28 protein-coding genes and 3 pseudogenes are annotated in these 24,172 nt (G+C 68.3%); 16 read left to right on the top strand and 15 right to left on the bottom strand.

Features of this window, described 5'->3' with window-relative positions; translation table 11 throughout:
- The first annotated feature begins 20 nt into the window (after positions 1–20).
- The 4 genes from ACZ6K0_RS10650 to ACZ6K0_RS10635 are packed head-to-tail and all read left to right on the top strand — an operon-like array spanning position 21 to position 3,605.
- Positions 21–575: a hypothetical protein gene (locus ACZ6K0_RS10650; protein WP_469236267.1), complete on the top strand. Its 555-nt coding sequence runs from the start codon at positions 21–23 to the stop codon at positions 573–575.
- The gene (locus tag ACZ6K0_RS10645; RefSeq protein WP_469236266.1) at positions 572–1,711 is read left to right on the top strand and encodes a peptidoglycan-binding protein; all 1,140 of its coding nucleotides are present in this window, start codon (positions 572–574) and stop codon (positions 1,709–1,711) included. Before ACZ6K0_RS10650 ends, ACZ6K0_RS10645 begins: the two co-directional genes overlap by 4 nt.
- Positions 1,708–2,403, top strand: coding sequence for an ABC transporter ATP-binding protein (locus ACZ6K0_RS10640; RefSeq protein WP_469236265.1), 696 nt, complete (start codon positions 1,708–1,710; stop codon positions 2,401–2,403). Before ACZ6K0_RS10645 ends, ACZ6K0_RS10640 begins: the two co-directional genes overlap by 4 nt.
- A complete protein-coding gene (locus ACZ6K0_RS10635) occupies positions 2,400–3,605 on the top strand; it encodes an ABC transporter permease (RefSeq protein WP_469236264.1) in 1,206 nt (401 codons plus the stop codon). Before ACZ6K0_RS10640 ends, ACZ6K0_RS10635 begins: the two co-directional genes overlap by 4 nt.
- Positions 3,606–3,708: 103 nt before the next feature.
- Here the strand turns inward: ACZ6K0_RS10635 and ACZ6K0_RS10630 are convergent, their stop codons facing one another.
- The 5 genes from ACZ6K0_RS10630 to ACZ6K0_RS10610 all read right to left on the bottom strand — a co-directional run bounded on the left by ACZ6K0_RS10630 (position 3,709) and on the right by ACZ6K0_RS10610 (position 6,429).
- Entirely contained in the window at positions 3,709–4,014 is a 306-nt protein-coding gene (locus ACZ6K0_RS10630) for a hypothetical protein (RefSeq protein WP_469236263.1), read from the bottom strand.
- Between the two features lie 74 nt (positions 4,015–4,088).
- A complete protein-coding gene (locus ACZ6K0_RS10625) occupies positions 4,089–4,463 on the bottom strand; it encodes a hypothetical protein (RefSeq protein WP_469236262.1) in 375 nt (124 codons plus the stop codon).
- Between the two features lie 11 nt (positions 4,464–4,474).
- Positions 4,475–4,756, bottom strand: a complete 282-nt coding sequence (locus tag ACZ6K0_RS10620; protein WP_469236261.1) for a hypothetical protein — start codon at positions 4,754–4,756, stop codon at positions 4,475–4,477.
- Between the two features lie 79 nt (positions 4,757–4,835).
- Positions 4,836–4,979 carry a hypothetical protein gene (locus ACZ6K0_RS10615; RefSeq protein WP_469236260.1) on the bottom strand — a complete coding sequence of 48 codons (144 nt, stop codon included), beginning with the start codon at positions 4,977–4,979 and terminating at the stop codon, positions 4,836–4,838.
- Positions 4,980–5,094: 115 nt separating this feature from the next.
- Positions 5,095–6,429 (bottom strand): alpha/beta hydrolase, encoded by a 1,335-nt coding sequence (locus tag ACZ6K0_RS10610; RefSeq protein WP_469236259.1) that lies wholly within the window; start codon positions 6,427–6,429, stop codon positions 5,095–5,097.
- A gap of 68 nt (positions 6,430–6,497) precedes the next feature.
- Here ACZ6K0_RS10610 and ACZ6K0_RS10605 point away from each other — a divergent pair, with 68 nt between their 5' ends.
- Both ACZ6K0_RS10605 and ACZ6K0_RS10600 read left to right on the top strand, forming a co-directional pair.
- Positions 6,498–7,115, top strand: a complete 618-nt coding sequence (locus ACZ6K0_RS10605; protein ID WP_469236258.1) for a TetR/AcrR family transcriptional regulator — start codon at positions 6,498–6,500, stop codon at positions 7,113–7,115.
- A gap of 53 nt (positions 7,116–7,168) precedes the next feature.
- Positions 7,169–7,387, top strand: coding sequence for a hypothetical protein (locus ACZ6K0_RS10600; RefSeq protein WP_469236257.1), 219 nt, complete (start codon positions 7,169–7,171; stop codon positions 7,385–7,387).
- A gap of 623 nt (positions 7,388–8,010) precedes the next feature.
- Here ACZ6K0_RS10600 and ACZ6K0_RS10595 read toward each other — a convergent pair.
- Together ACZ6K0_RS10595 and ACZ6K0_RS10590 are read right to left on the bottom strand one after the other, a co-directional pair.
- Positions 8,011–8,484: a hypothetical protein gene (locus ACZ6K0_RS10595; protein WP_469236256.1), complete on the bottom strand. Its 474-nt coding sequence runs from the start codon at positions 8,482–8,484 to the stop codon at positions 8,011–8,013.
- An 810-nt stretch (positions 8,485–9,294) separates the two neighbouring features.
- Positions 9,295–10,488, bottom strand: coding sequence for an FG-GAP-like repeat-containing protein (locus tag ACZ6K0_RS10590; protein ID WP_469236255.1), 1,194 nt, complete (start codon positions 10,486–10,488; stop codon positions 9,295–9,297).
- Between the two features lie 249 nt (positions 10,489–10,737).
- On the opposite strand from ACZ6K0_RS10590, the gene ACZ6K0_RS10585 reads away from it, so the two are divergent.
- Positions 10,738–10,875, top strand: coding sequence for a hypothetical protein (locus ACZ6K0_RS10585; RefSeq protein ID WP_376406740.1), 138 nt, complete (start codon positions 10,738–10,740; stop codon positions 10,873–10,875).
- A 250-nt stretch (positions 10,876–11,125) separates the two neighbouring features.
- On the opposite strand, the gene ACZ6K0_RS10580 is transcribed toward ACZ6K0_RS10585, so the two are convergent.
- Both ACZ6K0_RS10580 and ACZ6K0_RS10575 read right to left on the bottom strand, forming a co-directional pair.
- A complete protein-coding gene (locus ACZ6K0_RS10580; RefSeq protein ID WP_469236254.1) occupies positions 11,126–11,518 on the bottom strand; it encodes a hypothetical protein in 393 nt (130 codons plus the stop codon).
- 118 nt (positions 11,519–11,636) lie between these two features.
- Complete coding sequence (locus ACZ6K0_RS10575) at positions 11,637–11,801, bottom strand: hypothetical protein (protein ID WP_469236253.1); 165 nt, start codon at positions 11,799–11,801, stop codon at positions 11,637–11,639.
- A gap of 384 nt (positions 11,802–12,185) precedes the next feature.
- Here ACZ6K0_RS10575 and ACZ6K0_RS10570 point away from each other — a divergent pair, with 384 nt between their 5' ends.
- The gene (locus ACZ6K0_RS10570; protein ID WP_469236252.1) at positions 12,186–12,689 is read left to right on the top strand and encodes a hypothetical protein; all 504 of its coding nucleotides are present in this window, start codon (positions 12,186–12,188) and stop codon (positions 12,687–12,689) included.
- Between the two features lie 70 nt (positions 12,690–12,759).
- Here the strand turns inward: ACZ6K0_RS10570 and sigJ are convergent, their stop codons facing one another.
- Positions 12,760–13,698 carry an RNA polymerase sigma factor SigJ gene (gene sigJ, locus ACZ6K0_RS10565; RefSeq protein ID WP_469236251.1) on the bottom strand — a complete coding sequence of 313 codons (939 nt, stop codon included), beginning with the start codon at positions 13,696–13,698 and terminating at the stop codon, positions 12,760–12,762.
- Between the two features lie 528 nt (positions 13,699–14,226).
- Here sigJ and ACZ6K0_RS10560 point away from each other — a divergent pair.
- The 5 genes from ACZ6K0_RS10560 (at position 14,227) to ACZ6K0_RS10540 (ending at position 17,230) form a co-directional block, all read left to right on the top strand.
- The gene (locus ACZ6K0_RS10560; RefSeq protein WP_469233844.1) at positions 14,227–14,763 is read left to right on the top strand and encodes an allene oxide cyclase barrel-like domain-containing protein; all 537 of its coding nucleotides are present in this window, start codon (positions 14,227–14,229) and stop codon (positions 14,761–14,763) included.
- Between the two features lie 93 nt (positions 14,764–14,856).
- Positions 14,857–15,279 (top strand): YybH family protein, encoded by a 423-nt coding sequence (locus tag ACZ6K0_RS10555; protein ID WP_469233846.1) that lies wholly within the window; start codon positions 14,857–14,859, stop codon positions 15,277–15,279.
- 159 nt (positions 15,280–15,438) lie between these two features.
- On the top strand, positions 15,439–15,996 hold the full coding sequence (locus ACZ6K0_RS10550) for a YceI family protein (RefSeq protein ID WP_376406726.1): 558 nt from the start codon (positions 15,439–15,441) through the stop codon (positions 15,994–15,996).
- Positions 15,997–16,283: 287 nt separating this feature from the next.
- Positions 16,284–16,487, top strand: a complete 204-nt coding sequence (locus ACZ6K0_RS10545) for a hypothetical protein (RefSeq protein WP_469233848.1) — start codon at positions 16,284–16,286, stop codon at positions 16,485–16,487.
- Positions 16,488–16,684: 197 nt separating this feature from the next.
- Positions 16,685–17,230 carry an AAA family ATPase gene (locus tag ACZ6K0_RS10540; RefSeq protein ID WP_376406722.1) on the top strand — a complete coding sequence of 182 codons (546 nt, stop codon included), beginning with the start codon at positions 16,685–16,687 and terminating at the stop codon, positions 17,228–17,230.
- A gap of 15 nt (positions 17,231–17,245) precedes the next feature.
- On the opposite strand, the pseudogene ACZ6K0_RS10535 reads toward ACZ6K0_RS10540, so the two are convergent.
- From ACZ6K0_RS10535 to ACZ6K0_RS10525, 3 genes and pseudogenes are all read right to left on the bottom strand, one after another.
- Positions 17,246–18,056, bottom strand: a pseudogene (locus ACZ6K0_RS10535) (IS5 family transposase).
- A 310-nt stretch (positions 18,057–18,366) separates the two neighbouring features.
- Positions 18,367–19,038 (bottom strand): adenylate kinase, encoded by a 672-nt coding sequence (locus ACZ6K0_RS10530; protein ID WP_469233850.1) that lies wholly within the window; start codon positions 19,036–19,038, stop codon positions 18,367–18,369.
- A gap of 241 nt (positions 19,039–19,279) precedes the next feature.
- A pseudogene (locus tag ACZ6K0_RS10525) lies at positions 19,280–20,510 on the bottom strand (IS701 family transposase).
- Positions 20,511–20,678: 168 nt separating this feature from the next.
- On the opposite strand from ACZ6K0_RS10525, the gene ACZ6K0_RS10520 reads away from it, so the two are divergent.
- A complete protein-coding gene (locus tag ACZ6K0_RS10520; RefSeq protein WP_469233852.1) occupies positions 20,679–21,083 on the top strand; it encodes a type II toxin-antitoxin system PemK/MazF family toxin in 405 nt (134 codons plus the stop codon).
- Positions 21,084–21,200: 117 nt separating this feature from the next.
- On the opposite strand, the pseudogene ACZ6K0_RS10515 reads toward ACZ6K0_RS10520, so the two are convergent.
- Together ACZ6K0_RS10515 and ACZ6K0_RS10510 are read right to left on the bottom strand one after the other, a co-directional pair.
- Positions 21,201–22,033, bottom strand: a pseudogene (locus tag ACZ6K0_RS10515) (IS5 family transposase).
- Positions 22,034–22,065: 32 nt separating this feature from the next.
- Positions 22,066–22,497, bottom strand: coding sequence for an MmyB family transcriptional regulator (locus ACZ6K0_RS10510; protein ID WP_469233854.1), 432 nt, complete (start codon positions 22,495–22,497; stop codon positions 22,066–22,068).
- Here ACZ6K0_RS10510 and ACZ6K0_RS10505 point away from each other — a divergent pair.
- Positions 22,496–22,927 (top strand): NfeD family protein, encoded by a 432-nt coding sequence (locus tag ACZ6K0_RS10505; protein WP_469233856.1) that lies wholly within the window; start codon positions 22,496–22,498, stop codon positions 22,925–22,927. The genes ACZ6K0_RS10510 and ACZ6K0_RS10505 overlap by 2 nt on opposite strands.
- A gap of 3 nt (positions 22,928–22,930) precedes the next feature.
- Complete coding sequence (locus ACZ6K0_RS10500) at positions 22,931–23,980, top strand: SPFH domain-containing protein (protein WP_469233858.1); 1,050 nt, start codon at positions 22,931–22,933, stop codon at positions 23,978–23,980.
- Positions 23,981–24,172 lie beyond the last annotated feature (192 nt).

Below are 24,172 nucleotides of genomic sequence, written 5' to 3'. Positions count from 1 at the left end.
TCGGCAAGGAGATGCCTCGCATGCCTCGTACACCTCGCACGACGCACGTGCGCCCCCGCACCCCCGCCCTGCTCGCCGCCCTGCCCCTCGCCCTGACCCTGACGCTCACCGCGTGCGGCTCCGGGGCAGACGGCACCGGAGTGGCCTCCGCGAACGGCGGCACCAAGGGCGCGACGAGCACCACCGCTCCCGGCCTGAGCCGTGACGAGATGAACGTGAAGTACGCGCAGTGCCTGCGGCACCAGGGCCTGGACGTGGCGGACCCCAAGCCCGGTCAGGGCATCGGGCTTTCCATCGACGGCGCGAACAAGGAGAAGGCCGACAAGGCCATCGAGGCGTGCCGTTCGGTCGCGCCGCCGGCGCCCGCCGACCGGAACGACTCCGAGGACCGCGAGGCCATGCTCGACCTGGCGCGATGCATGCGCGAGAACGGTGTGGCGGACTTTGCCGACCCCAAGCAGGGCCAGGGCATCGACATCGGCCCCGCCCAGGCCGAGGACCCGGACTTCGAGAACGCGTGGAAGAAGTGCGGCGGGGCCGAGGGCGACCGCCAGAAGGCGGGGAGCGTCCGGTGACGGTCGACCACCCCCTTGGCGAGCGGCAGGCGGACCGGACTCCGCCCGCGCGTGGCCGGCGGCGACACCGCACACGGCGCGCCACGACGATGACGGTCGCCGCCCTCGCCCTGGTCGCGGCCGGGGCGGGCACGGCGGCCGTGATCGGCCCGGACGACACCGGCAAAGCCGACCACAAGACGTCGAGCCGGATACCTCCGGCGACGGCCGAGGTGCTCCGGCAGACGCTCAAGGACACCAGGAGCGCTGACGCGCAGCTCGGGTTCGGTACGGAGCGGACCGCGGTCGGTCGGCTCCCGGGCACGCTCACCCGGCTACCGAAGCAGGGCACGGAGATCACGCGGGGCAAGGCGCTGTACGCGGTGGACAACCAGCCCGTGGTGGTGCTGTTCGGACCGTTGCCGGCCTACCGCGCGTTGGCGAAGGGCTCCGAGGGGCCCGATGTCAGGCAGTTGGAGCAGAACCTCCGCGCGCTCGGCTACACCGGGTTCACACCCGACGAGGAGTACACCGAGGCCACGGCGAGAGCCGTCCGGCGATGGCAAGGCGACCTCGGTCTGAAGAAGACCGGGACCGTGGAACTCGGGCGGGTCGTCTTCACTCCCGGCGAGATCCGCGTCGCCGGCTTGGAGGCCGAGCCGGGGGATCAGACAGGGCCGGGTCAGAACGTGCTGTCGTACACAGGCACCGCCAAGGCCGTCACAGCGGAGCTGGACACCGCTGACCAGCGGCTGGCCAAGCAGAGCACGGCCGTCGAGGTCAGGCTCCCGGACGGATCCGTCGTGCTGGGCACGATCACCGAGGTCTCCACCGTGTCCAAGCCCGCCGAGGGACAGAGGAAGGCGGAGACGAAAATCAAAGCAGTGATCGGACTCACGGCTGCCAAGGCCCGCGAGGCCGTCCGTGCGTACGACCAGGCCGGCGTCCACGTGATCTTCACGGCCGGCACCCGCGAGGCCGTCCTCACCGTGCCGGTTTCCGCGCTGCTCGCCCTTGCCGAGGGAGGCTTCGGGGTGGAGCTGGTGGAGGGGTCGACCTCGAAGTACGTTCGCGTCACGACGGGGCTTTTCGCCGACGGCCGCGTCGAGATCTCCGGCGGCATCTCCCAGGGCGCCAGGGTGGGGATGCCCAAGTGATCACCCTGACGCATGTGACCAAGACCTTTGCCGGCGGAGTGACCGCTCTCGACGGAGTCTCCCTGGCCATCGGCCCCGGTGAACTCGCCGCCATCGTCGGCCCCTCCGGCTCCGGCAAGTCCACGATGCTGAATCTGCTCGGTACTCTGGACCGGCCCACCACCGGTCGCGTGCACCTCGACGGCCACGACGTCGGCGCGCTGTCCGACCCTGAACTGTCCGCTCTACGCGCCTCCCGGATCGGGTTCGTCTTCCAACAGTTCCACCTCGCTGCCGGCACCTCGGCCCTGGACAACGTGGCCGACGGCCTCCTCTACTGCGGGCTGCGGCCCGCCGAGCGCAGGCGTCGCGCGGTGGAGGTACTGGACCGTGTCGGCCTCGGCCACCGCACGGACCACCACCCACACGAGTTGTCCGGCGGAGAGCGCCAGCGTGTGGCCATCGCCCGCGCCGTGGCCGGCGACCCCGCGTTGCTGCTTGCGGACGAACCGACCGGGGCCCTGGACTCGGTGTCCGGGCAGGCGGTGACGCGGCTGCTGCGCGACCTCCACTCCTCCGGCACCACCGTCGTGATCATCACCCACGACCGGGAGCTCGCAGCCTCTCTGCCCCGGCAGGTGCACATGCGAGACGGCCGGGTCATCGACGACGTACTCCGACGGGAAGCCCCCCGCACGGAGGAGGGCCGATGACCACCGACGCACTGCGGCCCGCCCGGATACGGGCCGGCGATGTGATTCGGGTCGGCGCGGTGGGCCTGCGCACCCGCCCGATGCGCGCCGTGCTCTCCGGGCTGGGGATCGCCATCGGCATCGCCGCGATGGTCGCCGTGGTCGGCGTCTCCTCGTCCTCCCGCGCCGAGCTCGACCGTACCCTGGCTGCCCTCGGGACCAACCTGCTCACCGTCGCCCCGGGAGACACGCTGACCGGCGGAGCGGCCCAACTCCCGCCCACCGCGGAAGGGATGATCTCCCGCATCCGGCCGGTGACCTCCACATCGGCCATCGGCAAGCTTCCCGACACCGACATCTTCCGCACCGAGAAGATCCCCGAGACGGACAACGGAGGCATCACCGCCTACGCGGCACGGACGAGCCTGCCCGCCGCCACCGGAGCCGGGCTGCGCAGCGGCACCTGGCTCAACGCGGCGACCGGCAGGTATCCGGCGACCGTGCTCGGGGCCGAGGCCGCCGAGCGCCTGGGCATCGGCTCCACCCGTCCGGACACCCGCGTGCTGATCGGCGGACGGTGGTTCACGGTCATCGGCATCCTCGAACCCGTCGCCCTCGCCCCCGAACTGGACTCCGCGGCCCTCGTCGGCTGGCCCGCCGCCGACACCGTACTGGGCTTCGACGGCCGGCCCACCCGTGTCTACGTGCGCAGCGCCGACGCCGACGTCGAAGCGGTCCGATCCGTCCTCGGCGCCACCGCCAACCCGCAGGCCCCGAACGAGGTCAAGGTCTCCCGCCCCTCCGACGCCCTGGCGGCCAAACAGGCCGCGAGCAAGGCGTTCACCGGACTTCTCCTCGGCCTCGGCGCGGTGGCGCTGCTCGTCGGCGGCGTCGGAGTCGCCAACACCATGGTCATCTCGGTCCTGGAACGCCGCGCCGAGATCGGCCTGCGTCGCTCTCTCGGCGCCACCCGGGGACACATCCGTACCCAGTTCCTCGCCGAGTCTCTGCTGCTGTCCCTCCTGGGCGGCGCAGGCGGTGCACTGCTCGGAACCGTCGTGACCACCGGGTACGCCCTCTCGCAGGACTGGCCCGCGGTCGTACCCCCCTGGGCGGTCATGGGCGGCATCGCCGCCACCCTGGCCATCGGAACCCTGGCCGGTCTCTACCCGGCCGTCCGCGCCTCCCGGCTCTCACCGACGGAGGCCCTGGCCGCCTCCTGACAGGATTGCCGGTCGACCGACCGACCGGCCCGGTTCCGGGCACGGGTCCGGCCTGCCACTCCGCAGCTGTCGAAGCGGCAGGCCGGAGGCGGGACGGGAACCGTCACTCCGCCCGCCGTACCCGCCACCCCCACTTGATCCCGCCCAGGATGTGCACGACCCCCCGACCCGATCGGTCCTTGGTCCCGGTGTCGTGCGCCAGGAAGGTCTCGGCCAGGAACCGCTCGTCGAGGTCGAACCTGCCGTCCAGCGATATCTGCGAGGTGTCGTGGAAGTTGCAGACCTCGGTGCCGTAGATCGAGGTCAGCCCGCCGTCCATGGAGAAGGGGTTCGCCCTGCCGATGATGTCGACCTCGCTGGGCGGGTTCTCGATGGTCCCGGACCGGCGGACCACCTGGATCCGGCGCAACGTCGCATGGATGCCGGGATCACCCCGGCGCGTGTCAGGCTCGTAGACGACGTACAGCCCGCCCCCGAACGTGGCTACCGGCTGCCTTCGAGCTCAACCGTGGTCGCTGCCTGCCGAGTCGCCCGTACTGCATCGATGGCTGCACCACGCCTTGTGTCATAGCGATGCTGGTCGTAGGGCTCCAGCGTCAGCCGTGCCAGTTGCCAGATAGCCCCCTGTGCTTCATGCGCTGCATCCATCAAGCCCTGGTAGGCAGCTTGTCGGCGATCCCGGCGCCACTTCTGGTGCTCGACCCGTAGGTCACGAAGCTGAGTGCGATCTTGTGCGGCCTCGTGGCGTATCTGCTGTCGCTCCAGAGCCTCATTCTTCCGCCGCTCAGTCCGAGCGGTTACGAACGCCGTCAGTCCGCTACCCAGCAGCGTGCCGACGATCGCGATGGCCGTGGTCATCCAGGTACTCGTCACAGGGAGACATTGTGATGCACGGCCTCGAACCCGGTGTCGTCGTCGCCCAGGCCGTCGTCGCTGGTGTGCCGCAGGGCGTAGGACAGGTTGCGGCGGCTGCTGCGATCGCAGATATGGGGGTCCCAGTTCTCCCGTTCCATAAGGGCGGCGACGGCCTGGAGGTGGGCAGCGACGGCTTCGCCGGTCACCTTCGTGCCGCTGAGGCCGTGCCAGGTCTCGGGCCGGGCGAGATGGCGAGCGGTCCACGCGTCGAAGACGGGGAGGGGAAGGATGGTCACGGTGGTTCCTCCTTGGTCAGGGGCGTTGGGGCTAACGGATCTGTTCGGGGATGGGCTGCCGGTTTCGCCGGAGGGGTGGTCAGCGGTCGACGACTGGACGGTCGAGGTCTCGGTGGATCAGGTCGACGGTGAGCCGGTGGCGGGTGAGCGCCTGCGCGGCGATGGTGAGGCCGTACTCGTCGGCCTGGTCGACGTTGCCGGAGACGATGGCGGCTAGCGCCATGGCAGTGGTCGCGGCCTTTTTCCGGGCTAAGAACTCGTCCTTGGCTGTACTTCGCGCAGGGCCCAGGCGGCTTCGCGGTTTCGCCCGTCTACGCCGGTGCCGGGCTGCAGCGACTTCATCTGTGGTCGCGCATGAAGGTAGGGATCTCGTCGCGGGTCGGGTAGTTCGGCAGAGGGGCCGGCTTGTCCTGAAGGAACGCAGTGATGACGTCGGCGGCCCGGTCGTTGTTGTCGTCGAGGCCGTTCCACATGTGATGGCCGACTCGGGGCATGTACTGCGTGCGCTGGATGGCGGGGTCATTGGCGAGGATGGCGGTCGCCCATTGACGGACCTGGGAGGAGCATTCGGCGATCATCAGCATCGCGGGGGTCCGGGACTGCCTCAGTAGCGGTGCGATGGAGGGCGAGTCCTTGACTGTCTGCTGGACGCGGAGGCTGGCGGCGGGGCTGAAGGAGAAGTTCTGTTCGGTGTCCTCGCTGGGGATGCGGTGCGCGTCGCCCGCGCAGTAGGCGGATGCGGTGTCGCTGCCGAGGTCTGCGGCGGTGAAGGCGTTGGCGCCTTCGGCCTGTCCGATCAGTCCGGTGTCGGGGCTGAGGAGTCCGAGTCGCATGAGGCCGAATGCCACGGCGTACCGGGGGACGTGCGTCGATCGCGGTCCGGTCGGGTTCGGGGCGAGGCCTTGTGCGGATGCTCGGCCCTTGTGCCCGGTGATGTGTGCGGTGGGGCCGTCCATGGGCCCGGGCTCGGCGATGATCGCCCGGTGCAGGCGTGTGGCGACGCCTGGGTCGGCCAGGGCTCGGGTGAGCACGACTCCGCCCCCGGAGAATCCGAGGATGTCGACCTTGCCCTTGTCCAGGCGGTCGACGAAGGCGGCGAGGTCACGGACCGCCCTGGAGATCGTGTACTGGTCCATGGGGAGCAGGTCGCTTCGTCCGCCGCCGGCCTGTTCGTAGGCGTAGACGTCGTAGCCCTGGCGTGCCAGGAGTTGCAGAAAGGTGTGGTCTTGCACCGAGATGCCGCGGATGGGTCCTCCGTGGAGGTACACGAACGGGACGGGATGCCGGGGGCCGGGGTTCGCGGGCGGGTAGTGGTACACCGCGACCCGGCTGCCCGTGGCCAGGTTCCAGTGCTGAGTGGACACGAAGGGCAGCCCGGGCGGATACCGCCGGGCCGTCGGCACGATCGGGATGCAGACCGCCGCCGTCAACGCCGCCGCGACGACCACCGGCAGGAACGGCACGAGCCGCGCCGGCCAGGTGCGGTGCCGACCCCGCCACAGCGCGAGGACAGTCCCGGTCCCGAGGGTCGTCAACCACGCGGCGAGCCCCGAACCTGCCCCGTCCGTGAGGGCGATCAGTGCGAGGAAGACGACGACCAGCGCCGCGACGGCGGCCAGGGCCAACAGTAGGCGTCCGGTGAAGCGGACGAGACGTATGGCGGACGTGGGCACGGCGGACCTCCGACAGTTTCAGAACGCTGTTTCAAAACGACGTTATCAGAGAGGGTAGGCTGCTGACCGTGGGTAGGCCCAGAACAAACGACGAGGCCGTCAAAGAGCGGCTTGTGGAGTGCGCGACCGAGATGCTCGCCACCCGTCCGCGGGAGTCCGTCACGGTCCGCGCTGTGGCTGCTGCCGCCGAGGCGTCGACGACGGCGGTGTACTCCTTGTTCGGCGGTAAGGACGGGCTGATCGGTGCGGTGCGCGACAGAGCCGTCGCCGGCCTGTTCCAGGACCTGTCGGCGGTACAGACCTCCGCGGACCCTCTCGCCGACCTCTACGCACTCGCCGTCGCCTACCGTCGTTGGGGGCGCGGACACAGCCACCTCTACACGGTGCTGTTCGGTGGTGTGCAGTCCTTCGACCCGTCGGGAGAGGCCGGTGCCAGCGACCCGATCCGTCCGCTCCTCGCGGCGATCGATCGCGCGTTGACGGCGTCCGTCCTCGCCGGCGAAGCAACGTCGATCGCCCTGTCGATCTGGGCTGCCCTGCACGGGCTCGTGACTCTCGAACTCGCCGGGGCCCTCGATGCCACCACGGCCGAGGTCGCTTTCCGCTCGACGATTCACGCCACGCTGCGCGGATGGACGACCCCGGAGGTGTTCCGCAGTCTTCGCCAAGCCGAACTCGCCCGGTGACCGGATCAGGACCGGAATCCAGGCTCTCCCGACCCTGGCTGAAGCTGTGGTGCGTGGTCGGTGAAGACCGGCATGCCAAGGTCAACCAGGTGTGGCCGTCCATCGGTCGGAGCCCGTTTGAGGCTGTTGAGCTTGGCCATCGCGGCGTCAAAGCTGACTTGAAGTCCTTCGACCTCGCCGAGCCAGCCGTTGGCGCGGGCCTCGCGGATGCGCTCGCGGAGGTTCTGGGGGATCTCCAGGAGGCGGGGCCGCTGGCGAGGATCCATCTGTAGGACCGGGCAACGGATGCAAGCATGCTCGTGCTTGCAAGGGTTCCGTAGGATCGCCCGCAGGTGCCCAGGGAGACTTTGCGGAGCTCGAAGTGCTGCTGGAAGTCGTGCCACTCCGCAGGGGTCGGTTCGCGGTATTCCTCTTGGGGCCGCTCGGCTCGGCGCCGGTCGAGGAAGCCCCGGTAGGTCCGCACCAGGTCGCCGGTGTCCGGAAGCTTGTAGGAGACCAGGGCGAGGTGGGTGAGTTCAGTCAGTTCCTCGGCTCGGACTCCTGTGTGCCGCAGCGTTTCGATGATCGCCCAGGCCCAGAAGGCGTCGTCCTCCACGAGGCTCTGGTTGATCCGGCGCCCGGTGCTGCCGACTTCCTTGATGAAGATGTGCCGCGAACCGTGATCGAGTCGGCTGGGCACTTGATTCACCTGGGGAAGGACCCGCAGGTATCGCGTCCCGTCGTGCTCGAAGACAGCATCGAAAGGAGCGACGCGGGCTGCCTCCAGCAGCGCGACGCCTCGCGGTGCACTCGCTCCGCTGTCTCCAGCAGCACGGGAAGGTGCGGTAGCCGCTCGCGGACCCGCTGGTGCATCCGTGCCGTGGTCTGCTTGTAGATCTTGTGATTCCCGGCGCCGTCACCCCGGGTGATCAGGCTCGGCACTGCCCACTGAGCCCAGAACGGATCCTCGTGCGCCCACTCCTGGACGTCGAGGTAGAAGCCGCACGCGCATCATGACGTCGATGCGGGACCGGCGTTCTTTGACCTCTCCGCTCTTGTGGACGTAGGTGACCAGGCGTTCCTTCCAGCCGTCAACGACTTCGTCGGGCAGCCGGAGGGTGTCGATTCCGGGGTGGTGTGCCTCGATGTCCGCCCAGAACACGCCGGCGAGTTCGCGTACGAGTCCACGGAAGGTGCCGTAGTCGATTCCAGGGCGGCGCTCATCGAGGTAGCGGACGTGCAGGTTGCGGACCTGCGTGGACTGGATGTTGTAGGCGTCGACCAGCTCGGCGGTGGGCCGCCGGCCGTGCCGGAGCGCGTCCTTGAGGGTGTCCTTCGACTTGATGACCCCCGCTCCACGCAGCAGGTCCCACGCGCTGTGGGTGCCCACGTATGCCTCGCCGGTCTCCCGTCGCCCGACAAGCGCGGAGGTAAAAGCCGTCCTCTGCGGTGAGCTGGTCGAGGTCCCGGCCCGTGTGCAAGATCATTGAGGAGATGACCCGCAGGCCCTCGTCGATGTGCCGGGGTGTCATGCCGACCTCGGCCCCGGACTCACGCATCCGCTCCAGCCGCCCGGCAGGGAACATCTCCTGGACGTCCTTGAACAGCCGCATCGCCTTGTAGCCGCGCAGGAAGACGTAGCGGGGGAGAACCACCCGGCTGACGAGCAGGCTGTTGGACCCCATCATGAGCTCGTTGCGTTTGGACTCCGCGCAGCGCGGGTCGCCTTCATTCAGGGCAAGGATCGGCTCCTTGCCCTGGTCGGCCCGGCCGCCAGCCACCGCCCCGCCTTTGGCTACCCGCCCCCAACGCGGCAGGCGAATCAACTGGATGTCACGAGATGCTGCGTCCAACTCCGTTGCGCTCCTTCGTCATGCGGATGCACAACGAGTAACGGTTAGACCAGGCAGGTGATGTGCACATCGGCTGCGCGTCGGCCCGTAGTCCGGTCAACACCTCTGTGGCGTCCGCCGGCGCATTGCGTGACCACGGTGATGGGGGCGGGGGCGGGGCTCGGTCCGGAGCGGTAGCCCTTGACCTGGTCTACGCGGAGGCTTGCGAGACCACCGTCGTCCACTGCACCGCGGCATCGTGACGGCTGTGCCCGGGCGGACCGTACCTGCGGTCTGCCCGGGCACATGGCGGAGCGGGACCGGTCCGGTCCCGGCAGGTCGCCCGGGACCGGCCGTTCAGGGGCGGATCAGAAGGCGGTGGTGCCTTCCAGGGCCCACCAGGAGTAGTTGTAGTTGTCGACCTTGCGCAGGCTGCCGGTGGCGAGCCCCTGGTACTCGTAGAGTCGGCCGCTGTTGGACGCCTGCAGGTCGGGTCGTCCGTCGCCGGAGGTGTCGCCGACGGCGAAGATGTGCTGCATGGAGTTCCAGCCGCCGGTGCCGATGAGCTTGCGCGCACCGAGCGTCCGGGCCGAGGTGCCGGGGTAGAGCCACAGTTTGCCGGTGGCCTTCTCCCGGGCAATGAGGTCAGCGCGGTTGTCCCCGGTCATGTCGCCGGCGCCGACGAGGGCGTTCAAGCTGTTCCAGCCGCCGGCGCCGATGAGCTTGCGCGCGCCGAGGCCTCCGGAAGCCGTTCCGGGGTAGAGCCAAAGCCTGCCGGTGGCCTTCTCCACGGCAAGGAGGTCGGAGCGACCGTCGCCGGACAGGTCGCCGAACGCGGCGAGCCGGCCCAGAGAGTTCCAGCCGCCGCTGCCGATGAGCTTGCGCGCACCGAGGCCCCCGCTGCCGGTGCCCGGGTAGAGCCACAGCTTGCCGGTGGCCTTCTCCCGGGCGATCACGTCCTCGCGGCCGTCACGGCTGAAGTCACCGTGCCGTACGAGGGCGTCGAACGCCTTCCAGCCGCCCGAGCCGATCAGACGCCCGGTGCCGTCGCCGGGCATGAACCACAGACGCCCGGCCGCGTCGCGCAGAATCGCGTCCGCCCGCCGGTCGCCGTTCATGTCGCCGAACCCGCTCGTCCTCGGGGACACCACCGCTTCCCAGTGGGGATACGGCTCCGCCTCACACTCGCGCAGCGTGGGCACGAGCTTGATGGAGCTGATCTCAGCGCTACCGCCGCTGGTCGGATAGGACTCGGCAGGGGTATCCCATGAGAGCCCGCCCGCAAGCCCGTAGTTCTGCTGGTCGTACATGCAGACGTTCAAGCCGGTGCGGTTGTATCGCATCCGGATCTTGTTGTCCCAGCTCCCCAGGGTGGGCACGCTCGTCCTCGTCTTGAACATCGAGCCCGTGCCGGCGGTGTTTGCCCAGGCACAGAAGTAGCCCTTGGGGCAGTCACTGGTCGCCGCCTGCGCGGGCGTCGCGCCGACCCCAAGCAGCCCCAGCGATGTGAGCCCCAGCGTCGTGGCCAACGCGGCCGCGCGCTGAAGCAGAGTGTTGCGCATGGATTCCCTCCCTTACGCGGCACGGAGAAGAGTCTCGACGCGCCGCGCCAGGAAGATATCCCAACCTACGGACAGCCGATCAAGCACCTCGGAGGTGGTCACCGGATTTGTGGCCGAGCCCTCCGCCAGTCAGCGACTGGGCGCGGCCCCGCGCAATCGAGGCCACCAACTACATCTACCTGAACAAGCAGTACCTCGACCCGCCCAGCGAACTCAGCAAGCCCGGCTACCGGCAGTCCGTCGCCGCACATGAAATCGGACACGCACTCGGCCTCTGCCACAAGGAGCGACAACGCCTTCTCCCTCATGTGGAAGAACGTCGCCAACCCGCCGGTCACCGGCCCGACCAACGTCGACAAGGCCAACTACAAGAAGATATGGGGCTGAGCGTGAAGCACAAGCGGACCTCCTGCTGTGACCGACGGAGCCGTCGGCCCTGACGGCCGGCGTCCGTGGTGGAGATGCGGCGACGGCCGACGCGAAGTTCCTGGAGTGGCTCGGGGCGCACGGACAGCCCGGCACCGTCCTCACCCTGACCGCCACCATCGGCGGCGAGACGCGCCCGGTGAAGAGCCGGACCCACAAGGACGGTCTGGTGGCCGGTGCGGTCCGACCCGCGTACGTCCGGTACGGAGGATCAGACGGCCACGAAGACATCCCCGGAGGTGTCGCGGAGGACGAAGCCGTTGTCGAGCCGGACGCGGACCCGGACCGGAATCTGACCTTCCGCGTAGGCGGTCCACGCGGGCTCCAGGGCGGCGATCTGCTCCTCCAGCTGGGCCCTGCTCCCCGGCGGCATCTGGTGGCCGAAGTCGTCAAGGAGCGACTTGAGCCGTACGTACTCGCGGACCTCCTGGCTCTCCTGCCGGTCGTCGTTCACCTCTTCGATGGTGCCCTCGGTGCCCGCTGCCAGGGCCAGGAATCCCACGACGTCGCCCGGCTCCTCCGGGGATTCCGTGACCACGGCGACCTGCCCTGTCCATGCGAGTTCTACCGCCAGCTTCACGCGCTGGCCCACCTTCGGCGTCATCGATCCTTCGTCTCTTCGCTCGGCCGGGCCACCGCCACGCGCGCGCGTGGGACGGCCCTGGGAGTGCGATTATCCCCGGTCCGAGCCGTCCCACGAGCCTCCTACGAGTCGTCCCCTCTCAGCAGGCGGGAGGTGCCGTGCCACCGACCGCGATGCGAAGGTCCGCGCCCTGGGCGCCCACCGAGCACACCCTGACGGCCGCGTCGGCGACCTCTTTCACCAGCATCCGGCCCACCTCCAGCGGCGCGTCGTCGGTGGTCGGCGTGGCCGGCGTCGCGTCCACGAGCCGGTTCCTCACCGTGCCGCCGGCGGTGACGATACGGACTGCGCAGCGGCGGATACCTCGTCGGCCCCGGCTCGGTTATCGACGGCCGGCCGGTCATCGTGCGCGACGTGCCCGTGGCGCCGGGGCACGACTGGATCGGCGACCGCCTGCAGAACGCCCCGTCTCGGCAGGGGCGGTCTTCCGGTTCAGCTGAGCGAGTCGCGCTCCCCGAACCGCCCGTCGCGCCGGTACCGTTGACGGCCGTTCTCTCGCAATCCCAGGGGAACCCATGACTGACGTCGTCGCGACCGTGCCCACCAGCAGCGTAGACATGGCCCTCGACCGCATCCGTGGCCGCCTCACCGAAGCGGCCTTGGCCGCTCCACCGCCGAGCTCGGAACGGTGGCGGCGTTTCTGTTGATGACGTACCGGCCAGCAATCGCCGAGACCCTTTTCCCTGAGCAGATGAACACCCTTGGCTTCCGGCTCGGTGACGTCGACCGGCTGCTCGACGACACGTTCGGCGACCTCGTCGCCGCCGGGGACGCTGGGCGCGCTCGGCGTCTCAACGCGATCCGTGCCGCCGTCGCCACTCTGGACGCGGCCGCCCGCACCCTCGTGCCTCTCGGCGAACAGGCCGAGACCAGCGCCGCTCAGGGCAGTGCCCTCGGTGGCGGCATTCTCGACGAACCCGCGATCCAGCAAGCCCCCGGTATACGGGAAGCGCCCGTCCCTCGGGGCGGGCGCTTCCCGTATGTCGTTGCGGTGGGTCAGGCGACGGTCTGGCGGACCCATTCACGGCTGCGGCCGGCGCTGGTGGGCGATGGTGACCTGCGGCATCTGCATGCGGGCGGCCTGGTGACCACCTGGGCGAGTCGCGCCTTGGCGTTGGTGATGGCGGTCTGAGCGCTGGCGGCCGCGGCCGCGTGCCGCTTCTTCTCTGGGATGGCGAGCCGGATCCTTGTATACGTGCGTCTCAACCCGTCGTCCAGCGATGGAGTTTCTCGGGGTTGCGTACGACCCAGATGTGCTTGATCCGCTCGTCAGCGACCTCGAACGCGTACACCGACACGATGACGCCGTCCTGCTGAGCCACCAGACCGGGCTGACCGTTGACCGTACGCTCCAGGAACGTCATGGTTTCGGGCCTGCGGCGGGCGATCTCTCGCCAGGCGTGCGCGATCTGCTCAGCGCCTTCGATGGGGTGCGGGAAGGTGATGGCGAGGCCACCGCCGTCGGCGATCGCCGTGGCATCGGGGTCGAGCAGGCCGATCAGGGCGTCGATGTCCTTGGCCTCCCAGGCCTGCTTGAAGTCCCTGACAACGGCGGTTCGTTGGGCTGCCGCAGTCGTGGAAGGCTGCGCGGCCCGGATGCGGCGGCGGGCCGAGGAGGCCAGCTGGCGGCATGCCGCCGGGGTACGGCCGACGATTTCGGCCACTTCGGCAAACGAGTGGCAGAAGACGTCGTGCAGGATGAACGCGACGCGTTCGGCCGGGGTCATCGATTCGAGCACGACCAGGAAGGCCAGGTTGACCGACTCGTCCAGGGTGACCCGGTCGGCCGGATCGGCCGTCGCACCGTCCGCCCGCCCACTGATCCACTCCGAATGCTCGGGCAGTGGCTCGGGGATCCATTCGCCCACGTAGGTTTCTCGCCTGGCCCGTGCCGAGCCGAGCAGGTTGAGGCAGATACGGCCGGCGACGGTCGTCAGCCAGGCGCCAGGGTTCTCGATGGCGTCCTGCTGCTGCCGTGACAAGGCGTACCAGCGGGTGTAGGTCTCCTGGACGGCGTCCTCGGCCTCGGCCAGGGAGCCCAGAAGCCGGTACGCAAGATTGATCAGTTGGCGCCGCTCGCTCATGAGCGCGTCCAGGCCCGGATCGGGCCGGCCGTGTCCTGGCTCGGATCGGGTGCTCATGGTGCCGACGGCTCCCTTCGTCGTATCTGCCCTTACCGGTTCGACAACACAGCCCCGCGGAATGTGAGGCGACGCACCGGCCTCACATTCCGCGGGGCTGTGTTGTCGAACCGCTGAGACGAACACATCACCCATTGAGCAGGGAGTTCAACATGACGACCTCGACGGCGGCAACGCTGTTTCACCGACCCGGCGCCCGCAACGTCTGGAGCGGGCGGCCGCTGCGCTGACCGCACACGGTTTCACGGTGGAGATCCTCGACGGGGCCGCCGCCGCGCGTACCCGCATCAAAGATCTGTGGCATCCCGAGGCACCGCTGGGGTGTCGGCGGTGTGCCGGGCGGCGTGCACGCCCCCGTCATCTCGCTTCATGTGCGCCAGCCCGCACTGCACTTACCGGGGATCGACAAGCCCCCGGGACAGCTGATCCGGGCACGCCAGGGTCGGCGGCGAGGTCGACCCTCCGGCCGCCTGACCGGCACCGCCCGCCAGGGCCAGAAACCGCTTGAGTGAATGAGGAGGTTCCATCGTGGCTACCAGAAGGCTGGGCTCCATCGGCGTGCACGACAGGGAGCGGAGGAACAACAACGCACGAGCATCGCTCACGAAATGCTTCACCATTTCGCTGGTGACTGCTTTGGTCGGCATCTTTGCCGTGAACAGCGCCGACGCCAATGCTCCGGAAGGGCGACAAGTCGAGGTCCTCGAACTCGAGGTTCAGAACGATCAGTACGCGTATACCGATCTCGACCCGAAGGGGCCGAGCCTGGGTGATACATACGTCTACTCCGGCACCGCGATAAGGGACGGCCGCAGTGTCGGACGTGGGGGTGGGTCGTGCCAGGTCATCCACATCAGTGGCGAAGAACTCACGACACAATGCCTGATCACGATGGAAATCAAGCGTGGCTCACTGACCATGCAGTCGCTCTGGGTCAGTGGAACAAGCTCGCTCGTCATGGCCATCACCGGCGGTACAGGCGACTTCAGTAATGCGCGGGGCATCGTTCGTTACTGGGACATCGCAACTCCCAAAGAGAGGGTGCGGGCCGAAATTCTGCGCTGATAGGGGAAACGTAATCCGCAGAGCGGAGCGTGTGAGAAGCCAGGGTTCCTCGACGAAAGGGAAGGCGGGGTCGCGATGCCTACGCAACGCGAGATGGATGAAGCTGAGATTCGGCGGCAGGTCGGCATGATCGCCAAGGGGCTCCAGGCCAAGGATCCCGAAGGCCTGAAGAAGCTGTACGCAACAGACATCGTGTCCTTCGACATCGAGCCGCCGCTCCAAAGTGTGGGGATGGAGGCGAAACTCAAGAATTGGGCGCCCGTGTTCGCGTTCTTCGAGAGCGTGACCTACGAGGTTCGCGAGCTGACCCCCACCGTGGGCGACGACCTGGCCTTCGGGCACGCCTTTGCCCGTCTCAGCGGCACGCTGAAGGACGGAAGGGCGATGGGCGGGATGTGGGTCAGGGTCACGTACTGCTTCCGGAAGATCGACGGCGCATGGTTGATCACGCACGACCACGTCTCGGTGCCGCTCGACATCGCGAGCGGCAAAGGAGGGGTCGACCTCGAGCCCTGACAGATCACAGGAGTTCGAGCAACACCAGGCAACTGTCCGTTACGACCGACGTCTTGGGCTCCGTGACGCCGGCGGGCGCGCCGCTCGCGATGAATCACGGGCACCGACGCACCATCCCCCTCACCGCGCGGCCGCGGCCGCACAACCATGGAGGAAGCCATGGACGAAACCGTAAACACCGCCCCCGCGACCGTCGCGATTCCGGGCTATGTGGCCGGCACCTGGAAGGCCGACCCGGCGCACTCCGAGATCGCCTTCTCCGTCCGCCTCCTCATGATCAGCAAGACGCGGGGCCGGTTCACCACCCACAACGTCACGCTCGTCACGGACAAGGACCCACTGCGCTCGTCGGTCACCGCGACGATCGACCTCGCATCCATCGACACCGGCAACGAAAAGCGCGACAACCACCTCCACGCCACCGACTACCTCGACGTCGACACGTACCCGACGATGAGCTACCGCTCGACCGGCATCCGCCAGACCGTCGACGGTTGGGCCGTCGACGGTGAGCTGACCTTGCACGGCGTCACGCGGCAGGTGCCGCTGACCCTCAAGGCGAACGCCTTCACCTCGGACCAGCGGGATGGACAGCGGGCCGGCTTCTCCGCGACCGCGGAGATCAATCGGCGCGACTTCGGCATCGACGCCGGTGGCGTCGCGCTCAGCAACAAGGTGTCGATAAGCCTCGAAATCCAGGCCGTTCTCCACAAGTGACCCGCCCAGGACTGGCGGCCAGGCCTCCATCCACCGATCGCGCGGTGTCCCGATTCCTCCCGCCGCCGCCCATGGTGTCGGTCGGGTCATCGCCTCCGGACACCGTGCACGCGCCGTTCACGGTCGTGGCGGCGCCCGCGACCGGACAGGCCTTCAGCGTGTCGGAGTGCTGGAAGCCCAAGGAGTGGCCGAACTCATGGGTCCACATCCACGTCTTGTGCCCCACACCGTTGGAGAGGACCCAGGCGCCGGGCATGGCGGCCAGCCCCTTCCCATGGACACGCCGAGTGGCGCGAGATGTCGACTGGTGCTTCGAGGCACAGAGCATCCTCCACACCAAGCTGGAACAGGGCGTCGGCCAACGGGTCGGCCGGGCCATCTCCGAAGCCCTCGAAAACCTCGCGACCGCCCGAGGCCAGGGCGACCCGTCCGCTGTCATCTGGCTGGTCGACCAGATCGCGGCCGACAACCCCACACCCCCACAGACGTGACCCTGACCGTGGGGTTCCGGCTGGGCAACGACACCACCACCCGGCAGGGCGTACACGACGAACGGCTACACCCGGATCCTCATCCCGCCGGCGGTCGTGCGCCTGGACTTCGACGAGGACTAGGGCCTGTCACCCTGATCCGCGCACATTTGGTTCGCGCGGTTCGCGGTTCGACTATTCGGTGGCAGGGTGCAGTTATGGATCAAGCAGAGGTGTTGCTCATCGGAGGGCGCGCCGGCGTCGGCAAGACGACGGTGGGGTGGGAGGTCTCAGCGCGTCTGCGCGCCGCGATGGTTGCTCACTGCGTAATCGAAGGTGACTTCATGGGGCAGGCGCATCCTGCTCCGGAGGGGGACCCCCGCCGCAGGAAGATCGCCGAGCGCAATCTGACGGCGCTCTGGTCGAACTACGCCGAGCTCGGATACAGCCGCTTGATCTACACGCACACTGTGAGCGTTCTGGCCGAGAACGAGGGCATGTTCCAGCGCGCCATGGGTGCGAATGTGAGGATCGTGCGGGTGGCGCTCACCGCCTCCGATGCCACCGTCCGTGAGCGGCTGATCGGTCGGGAACTGGGCTCGGAGCTGGAGCACGAGCTGGAGAGCAGCGCTCGTAAGGCGCGGATCCTGGAGGAGCGGACACCACTGGACACGGTGCGAGTGGCGACCGACGGGCGTTCCGTGGTCGACATAGCGCGCGAAGTGGCGGGCGCTACCAGCTGGCTGCCCAGCACCTCCGGTTAGTAGGTTCTTCGCCGCTCAGTGTCGGGTCCAGATGAGGATGGCAGCGAGGTGGAGTGCGGCCTGGTAGGCGATGGCATGCTTGTCCGTTCGCAGAACAAGGCCGCGCCACTGCTTGATCCGGTTGATGCATCGCTCGACCGCGTTGCGCTGCTTGTACGCCTCGGTGCCGAAAGCGGGCGGCCGGCCACCAGAGCGGCCTCGCCGTGGACGGTGGCCGACCTGGTCGGACGGCTGGGGAATGACAGCGCGAATTCCGCGTCGGCGGAGGAGACTCCGGATCGCGCGGGATGAGTACGCGCGGTCCGCCAGGACGGCATCGGGCCGGGTCCTCGGTCTTCCAGGTCCGCTTCGCGGAACACGGATGCCGACCATCACAGCTTCGAAGGCTGGTGCGTCGCCCGCCTGGCCAGCGGTGACGCGGAGGACCAAAGGGCGAGCGTGGCTGTCGCTGACACGGTGGATCTTCGTGCTCAGGCCGCCGCGGGAGCGTCCGAGCCCATGATCGTCGGGTTCGGCTCGGCCTGGAGCCCCCTTTTCCTGGCTCCGGCGGCGTGCTGGTGGGCCCGGCAGACGGTTGAGTCCACCGACACGGTCCAGCCGATGTCGTCACCTGCGTCGGCCGCGGCCAGGACCGCGGCGAGGATCCTCACCCAGGTGACGTCTACGGCCCATCTGATCAGCCGCTTGTGAGCGGTCTGGAATGAGCCGAGCTCGTCCGGAAGGCCGCCAGGGCGAGGAGGTGCGGTACTTCCACGCGATGGCCTCAAGGGTGCGGCGATGGTCGGCCCACCGCCCACCGCCGACCGCGGACCGGATCGGCCGGCATCAGCGGCTCGATCCGGCAGATCCCGCCACGGAGCACCAGTCCGCACCCGCCAGCGGATCCCGTCGATCAACCGCCGCCGACCGAGCGACGGCCTGCCCACCGCCGCGACCGGCAACAACGGCCCCAGCACCGCCCGTTGGTCATCTGAAAGATCCCCTCCTCCCACACCGGGATCATCACGGCACGAGGCGAGACGCTCCAGATCTCGGCGATGTACGGGCCCGAGGCGGCGGTTGGGGCAGGAGGATCTTGCAGTCCTCGGCGGCGATCTCGAAGACGGCAGCCCGCACGTTCACGGCGGAGGGGGGCGTCAGCTCGACGTACCGGCGGCGTCAGCCTGGCCTTGGCCGATTGCGTCCAGTGCGCGGTCCAGGACCTCCTGGACTTGGCCGTGGGCCGAGATCGTGGTCACCAGAGCCTGGTAGTGGTCGACGACCGGCGCCGTCTCGGTGCGGTAGACCTCCAGTCGCTTACGAACGGTTGCCTCGCGGTCGTCTTCGCGCTGGTACAGCTCACCGCCGCAGAGGTCGCAGACTCCTGCCACTTCAGGCGCGCTGTAGTCGACGTGAAAGATGTGTTCGCGGTGCTGACGGCACAAACGTCGTCCAGCGATCCGTCCGACCACCTGGTCCTCGGGAATCTCCAGGTCGAGCACGGCATCCAGCCTCGATTCCGAGTCGGCCAGGATGCCGTCCAGCGCCTGCGCCTGCGCAAGATTGCGGGGGAAGCCGTCCAGCAGGAATCCGCGCTCGGCGTCCGGGCGGGCAAGGCGCTCTTTGATCACCCCGATCGTGACCTCGTCCGGTACAAGAAGGCCGGCGTGTATGTGCGTGTGGGCGTTCTGGCCAAGATCAGTGCCCTGGTCGATGTGCTCGCGAAACAGGTCACCGGTGGAAATGTGCTGGATCGACAGATGCGCGGCAAGGCGCACTGCCTGCGTGCCCTTGCCGGCCCCGGGCGGCCCGATCAGGAGGATGCGCATCGATGAGGTACCCCTTCGTCATGCGTGGCCTTCGTCATGCGTGGCCCGGGATCGTTCGCGGGACTCGCAGACGTGACTGAACGCTAGTGCCGTTCCCCACCGGGGCGCGATCCGGCGTACCTCAAGATCGGATCGGGGGATAACCCCCAGCGTGAGCCTTCGCCCTTTCCCCGAACGGCCCACCCAGCACACCAGCAACCTCTAAAACACGGCCTAGTACTCCAGCCGTAGATCGTGATCTTCATGCCCGAGTGGCTTGTCGACGGTAGTGGCTGGCCTGGGACCGGGCCTGGTGGCGGGGCCGCCTGTCGGACCAACCGAGCCGGTGGGCGGCATCGTGGACGGGTCGGATATCGAGTGTGATGAACAGGTGCTGGATCTCGTTGCAGGTGAGCGGAATGAGGGCATCGGGTGCGGGGCGGGTGTGCTCGTCTGCGCGTACGACGGCGAGGAAGGCGTGCGCGAGCATGGCGAGGGTGAACCAGAGGGGCCAGGAGGCATAGCGGCGGACCTGGTGCTCGTCGAGTGCGGCCAGGCCCTTGCTCGACTGGAAGAACTCCTCCACCCGCCATCTTGATCCAGCGACTCTGACCAGCACGGTCAGCGGCACGGGTGCGGGCGAGTAGCAGCGGTAGTAGGCGAGTTCGCCGGTGCTGAGGTTACGGCGGATCAGCAGCTGACGACTCCCGGGTCGGGGGTCGGCGAGGTCGATGACTGCCCAGTCGTAGAGACGGTCGCCCTTGGCCCCGGCCCCTGCGGAGAGCTTCTGCCAGGCCCGCTTGGGCACCTTCTTGGCCAGGGTGTCCGCACGGAACCTCCCCGCCCCGGTGGTGACTTCGTGCGAGCAGACCACCGCGAGGACGTAGCCGGTGGCGCGTTCCTCCAGGGCGGTTCGCAGCCTGGGGTTGCCGCCGTAGACCTCGTCGCCGGCGACCCATGCGGCCTGGTGGCCGGCGTCCAGGAACCGGGCAACCATACGAGTGGCCGGTTCCGGCTTGGTCGCGAAGGCGGTGTCCTGGTCGAGTCCGGCATCCCGGCAGCGGTCAGGGTCGGAGGTCCATGAACGCCCGAAGTACAGTTCCCGGTCCACTGCCGCGTGCCCGCGCCGGCCGGCGTAGACCAGGTAGACGGCGACCTGGGAATTTTCGATCCTGCCTGCGGTACCGGTGTACTGGCGCTGGACGCCGACCGTGTCGGTGCCCTTCTTCGCGTCCCGGTCTCGTCGTCCACCAGTACCGCCTGGTCGTCGTGCAGGTGGTCCACCAAGTAGTCACACACATCGTCGCGGACCCGGTCGGCGCCCACTTGGCCCGGCCGAGCAGGTGCTGCATGCCGTCCGGGGTCCTCTCCCCGGCCCATTCGGCGATGGTCCAGCAGTTCTTGCGCGACAGGTCCGACAGCAGTCCGAGCGCCAACTTCCCGACCCGGAACCGGGGTTCGACCCGTGTGAACCGTCCCGCTATCCGGCTCATCAGGCCCTCGAACGCCTCCTGCCAGCGGGCAGGGTCTACGCTGTGACCTGCGACCACCGCGTGATCGTTTGTCTTCACACACCGATGATCAACGGGTGGCCGCACCCGTCTCGACAGCGCGTCGGGGTCGCCCAGCGTCCGCCCGCCGTTCCTGTGTCAGGAGGACATGTGCAACGTGGCGAAGTCTGGTGGGTGGAGTTCGACGAGCGGCGGCCGGTCGTGCTGCTGTCGGGAGACGACGCGTCCGGGATCCGGGTGATGCAGGTCGTCGCTCGGGCGGGTGTCGACATCACCGGTCTGGGCGTCGAAGTGGCAGTAGGCGCCGTGGAAGGACTGCCCTTTGAAGGCGTGCTGCGGTTCGCGTTGCCGCGTCCGGGCTTTACCCCTTGCACGTGGCTGACCACCGTGTCCCGGGACGACCTGATCGAGCGAGCGGGCGTTCTGTCCTCCGCGAAACTCAGCGAGCTTGAGAACGCCCTCCGTCTGGGTGAGCAGGCGAAGGAGTGGACCCCGGCGACGACCGCGAAGCTCAGCGATATAAGGAACGCCCTCCGTCTCGGTGGACTCGGGTAGGCGGAGAAGGAACGGACGCCCGCGACGGCGTGGTCGGTCTCGTCCAGCTGCCTCCTCGGCGCCCCTCACGATCGAGATCACGAACTACGGCTGGAGTACTAGGCCGTTTCGTTTGGATCACCGAGCGGACCAGAGGAAGATGCCCGCGATGTGGAGTCCAGCCAGGTAGATGGTCGCGGTCTTCTCGTAGCGGGTGGCGATGCCTCTCCACTGCTTCAAGCGGTTGATGCAGCGTTCGACGGTGTTGCGCTGCTTGTATGCCTCACGGTCGAAGGCTGGTGGCCTGCCGCCTCGGCTTCCGCGCCGCAGGCGGTGACCGCGTTGATCGGCCGGAACTGGGATCACAGCGCGGATCCCGCGCTTGCGTAGGTGCTCGCGGATCGCGCGGGAGGAGTACGCCTTGTCGGCCAGCACCACGTCCGGCCTGGTGCGGGGACGTCCTCGCCGTCGAGGAACGCGAAGGCGGGCCATGACGTGTGCGAAGGCGGGTGCGTCGCCGGCCTGTCCGGCGGTGAGTATGAAGGCCAGTGGCCGGGAGTGGGCATCGGAGGCGAGGTGGATCTTTGTGGTCAGTCCGCCGCGGGAACGGCCGCTGGCGTGGTCTGCCGGTTCGCCTGCTGGAGCCCCTTTTTGCGGGCTCCTCAGTTGAGGACTTCGTCGGCGTCGGCCTGCACAATCAGCGCAGTGAACACCCGCTCCCAGGTGCCGTCGATGGCCCACATCCGCAGCCGGTTGTAGACACCTCGTCAGTTGCCGAACTTCTCCGGCAGATGGACCCACTGCGATCCGGTCTGGAACCTCCAAGCGGTCGCGTCGATCACCTCTCGGTGGTCCCGCCACCGGCCACCCCGCCTTGGTGTCCGATATGGGAGTAACGGCTCGATTCGCGCCCACTGCGCGTCAGTCAACGGCACACGGAAACAACGAACCGCTGATCTGGAATTCCGCATTCTCCGGTGCCTCGCGGTTGTCTCCCGGCGCCTCAAACGCCCAAGGTCCTCAACCCTGGATCACTCCCTGTTCCGGGAGTGATCAAACGAATGGCCCTAGATCCGCCAGTGGTGCGGGCGGGAACGTCGTGGTCGGGCCACAGGCTGCGGAGGGTGTCGCTGTGCAGGGACGGCTCGCCGATCAGCTTGGTGAGCTGGGGGCCGTCGGGATGCCGCCCGGCGTAGAGGTGCAGGGTGTCAACGCAGTCGGCGGCGGACGCGGGCCGCAGTGGCTTGGCCGAGGTTGAAGGGGTGGGTGCGTTCGCTGTCGTAGAGCTGCAGGGCGTGGGCGACGGCAGTGCAGACGTCGACGACGCTGAGCAGGGCGACAAGGGGTGAGATCGCACAGAAGGGGTAAAAGTGTCAAAGAGGTGGTATTCCTTTCCCCGGCCTCCGTGGAGCCGCAGTGGCCAGGAGGGCGCCATGGATCTTTGGTTGATGTGGTTGATCGCTGCAGGGACGCTGGCAGTGGCGGAGATCTTCACTCTCACTGCCGCGCTCGGGATCCTGAGTGCGGCCGCGTTGGTCACGGCGGGGGCCGCGGCGCTGGGGCTTCCGTTGCCCTTCCAATTCTTGCTCTTCACCGTGTTGGCTACGGTCAGTGTGCTCTTCGTGCGCCCCGTCGCGGCGCGTCACCTGCTCAAGCCTCAGGCTGAGCGGTTCGGCGTGGATGCGCTGGTGGGCAGGTCTGCATATGTCGTCTCGGAGGTGACGGGCCTGGGTGGCAGGGTTCGCATCGGAGGCGAGGAATGGACGGCCCGCGCCTATGACGAGACGCTGGTGATTCCTCCGGGAGTGACCGTCGACGTCTTGGAGATCAGCGGCGCCACCGCCCTCGTCTACCCCCGGGAGTAAGCGATGGAAGTCTCGGCCTTCCTCATAGCCGGCGTGATCGTCGCGCTCATCGCCGTGTTCACCGTGGTGCGGGCGGTACGCATCGTGCCCCAGGCGCGTGCTCGCAACGTGGAACGGCTCGGCCGCTACCGCCGCACCCTGAGGCCGGGGCTCAACCTCGTCATCCCCTACGTCGACCGGGTCTATCCGGTGATCGACCTGCGCGAACAGGTCGTCTCGTTCAAACCGCAACCGGTCATCACCGAGGACAACCTGGTCGTCGAGATCGACACCGTCCTGTACTTCCAGGTCACGGACCCGCGAGCGGCCGCCTACGAGATCGCCGACTTCCTCCAGGGCGTCGAACAGCTCACCGTCACCACGTTGCGCAACGTCGTCGGCTCCATGGATCTGGAGAAGACCCTCACCTCACGCGACACCATTAACAACCAACTCCGGGGCGTTCTGGACGAGGCCACCGGCAAATGGGGGCTGAGAGTCAACCGGGTCGAGATCAAGGCCATCGACCCTCCGCAGTCCATCAAGGACGCGATGGAGAAGCAGATGCGCGCCGAGCGCGACAAGCGGGCGGCGATCCTGGGGGCCGAGGGGCAACGGCAGTCGCAGATCCTCACAGCCGAAGGCGACAAGCAGTCCGCCGTCCTCCGGGCGGAGGGCAACCGCACCGCCGAGATCCTCAAGGCCGAGGGCCAGTCCCGGGCCATCGACGAGGTGTTCCAGGCCGTGCACCGCAACGACCCCGACCCGAAGCTCCTCGCCTACCAGTACATGCAGATGCTGCCCCAGCTCGCCCAAGGGTCGGGCAGCACGTTCTGGGTGATCCCCAGCGAGGTCACCTCCGCCCTGCAGGGCGTGTCGCGCGCCTTCAGCGAGGTGCTTCCCCAGTCGCCGGCCACCCGTGAGACGTCCTCGGAGGACAAGGCGGCCGCCCAGGCCGCCCACGATGCTGCGCAGGCCGCGGAAGCTGCGGCCGAGGCCCTCGCCGACGCGGCTGAGGCCGATGCCGAGACGCGCCCACTCGCCGACCGTCGTCAGGCACCGGACATGGGGTAGCCGTCAGCTGCTGTCCGGCATGTTCCACCCGCTGCCTGGACATCATTGACAGTCTCTCCCGCGCTGACGTTCAAGGTCTCCACGCAGCTTTGGAGGGCGAACGTTGACGCTGTAGTCGGGCGACTCGGAGCCGGCGCCACGGGTACACCGCGGGGCAGTTGGCGTCTATGGGCGGGCGAACAGACTTGGGGG

The sequence above is a fragment of the Streptomyces sp. NPDC042346 genome (assembly GCF_055581845.1).
The sequence above is the reverse complement of the archived record's forward strand: the minus strand, read 5'-3'. Positions and strand labels throughout refer to the sequence as shown.

Excerpts from the sequence above, each read along its gene's own strand:
- ACZ6K0_RS10650 (WP_469236267.1), top strand. The coding sequence starts at position 21 with ATGCCTCGTACACCTCGCACGACGCACGTGCGCCCCCGCACCCCCGCC.
- sigJ (WP_469236251.1), bottom strand. The coding sequence starts at position 13,698 with ATGAGCACCCGATCCGAGCCAGGACACGGCCGGCCCGATCCGGGCCTG.
- ACZ6K0_RS10540 (WP_376406722.1), top strand. The coding sequence starts at position 16,685 with ATGGATCAAGCAGAGGTGTTGCTCATCGGAGGGCGCGCCGGCGTCGGC.
- ACZ6K0_RS10550 (WP_376406726.1), top strand. The coding sequence starts at position 15,439 with ATGGACGAAACCGTAAACACCGCCCCCGCGACCGTCGCGATTCCGGGC.
- ACZ6K0_RS10580 (WP_469236254.1), bottom strand. The coding sequence starts at position 11,518 with ATGACGCCGAAGGTGGGCCAGCGCGTGAAGCTGGCGGTAGAACTCGCA.
- ACZ6K0_RS10585 (WP_376406740.1), top strand. The coding sequence starts at position 10,738 with ATGAAATCGGACACGCACTCGGCCTCTGCCACAAGGAGCGACAACGCC.
- ACZ6K0_RS10635 (WP_469236264.1), top strand. The coding sequence starts at position 2,400 with ATGACCACCGACGCACTGCGGCCCGCCCGGATACGGGCCGGCGATGTG.
- ACZ6K0_RS10615 (WP_469236260.1), bottom strand. The coding sequence starts at position 4,979 with ATGGCGCTAGCCGCCATCGTCTCCGGCAACGTCGACCAGGCCGACGAG.
- ACZ6K0_RS10505 (WP_469233856.1), top strand. The coding sequence starts at position 22,496 with ATGGATCTTTGGTTGATGTGGTTGATCGCTGCAGGGACGCTGGCAGTG.
- ACZ6K0_RS10555 (WP_469233846.1), top strand. The coding sequence starts at position 14,857 with ATGGATGAAGCTGAGATTCGGCGGCAGGTCGGCATGATCGCCAAGGGG.
- ACZ6K0_RS10530 (WP_469233850.1), bottom strand. The coding sequence starts at position 19,038 with ATGCGCATCCTCCTGATCGGGCCGCCCGGGGCCGGCAAGGGCACGCAG.
- ACZ6K0_RS10590 (WP_469236255.1), bottom strand. The coding sequence starts at position 10,488 with ATGCGCAACACTCTGCTTCAGCGCGCGGCCGCGTTGGCCACGACGCTG.
- ACZ6K0_RS10625 (WP_469236262.1), bottom strand. The coding sequence starts at position 4,463 with ATGACCACGGCCATCGCGATCGTCGGCACGCTGCTGGGTAGCGGACTG.
- ACZ6K0_RS10500 (WP_469233858.1), top strand. The coding sequence starts at position 22,931 with ATGGAAGTCTCGGCCTTCCTCATAGCCGGCGTGATCGTCGCGCTCATC.
- ACZ6K0_RS10510 (WP_469233854.1), bottom strand. The coding sequence starts at position 22,497 with ATGGCGCCCTCCTGGCCACTGCGGCTCCACGGAGGCCGGGGAAAGGAA.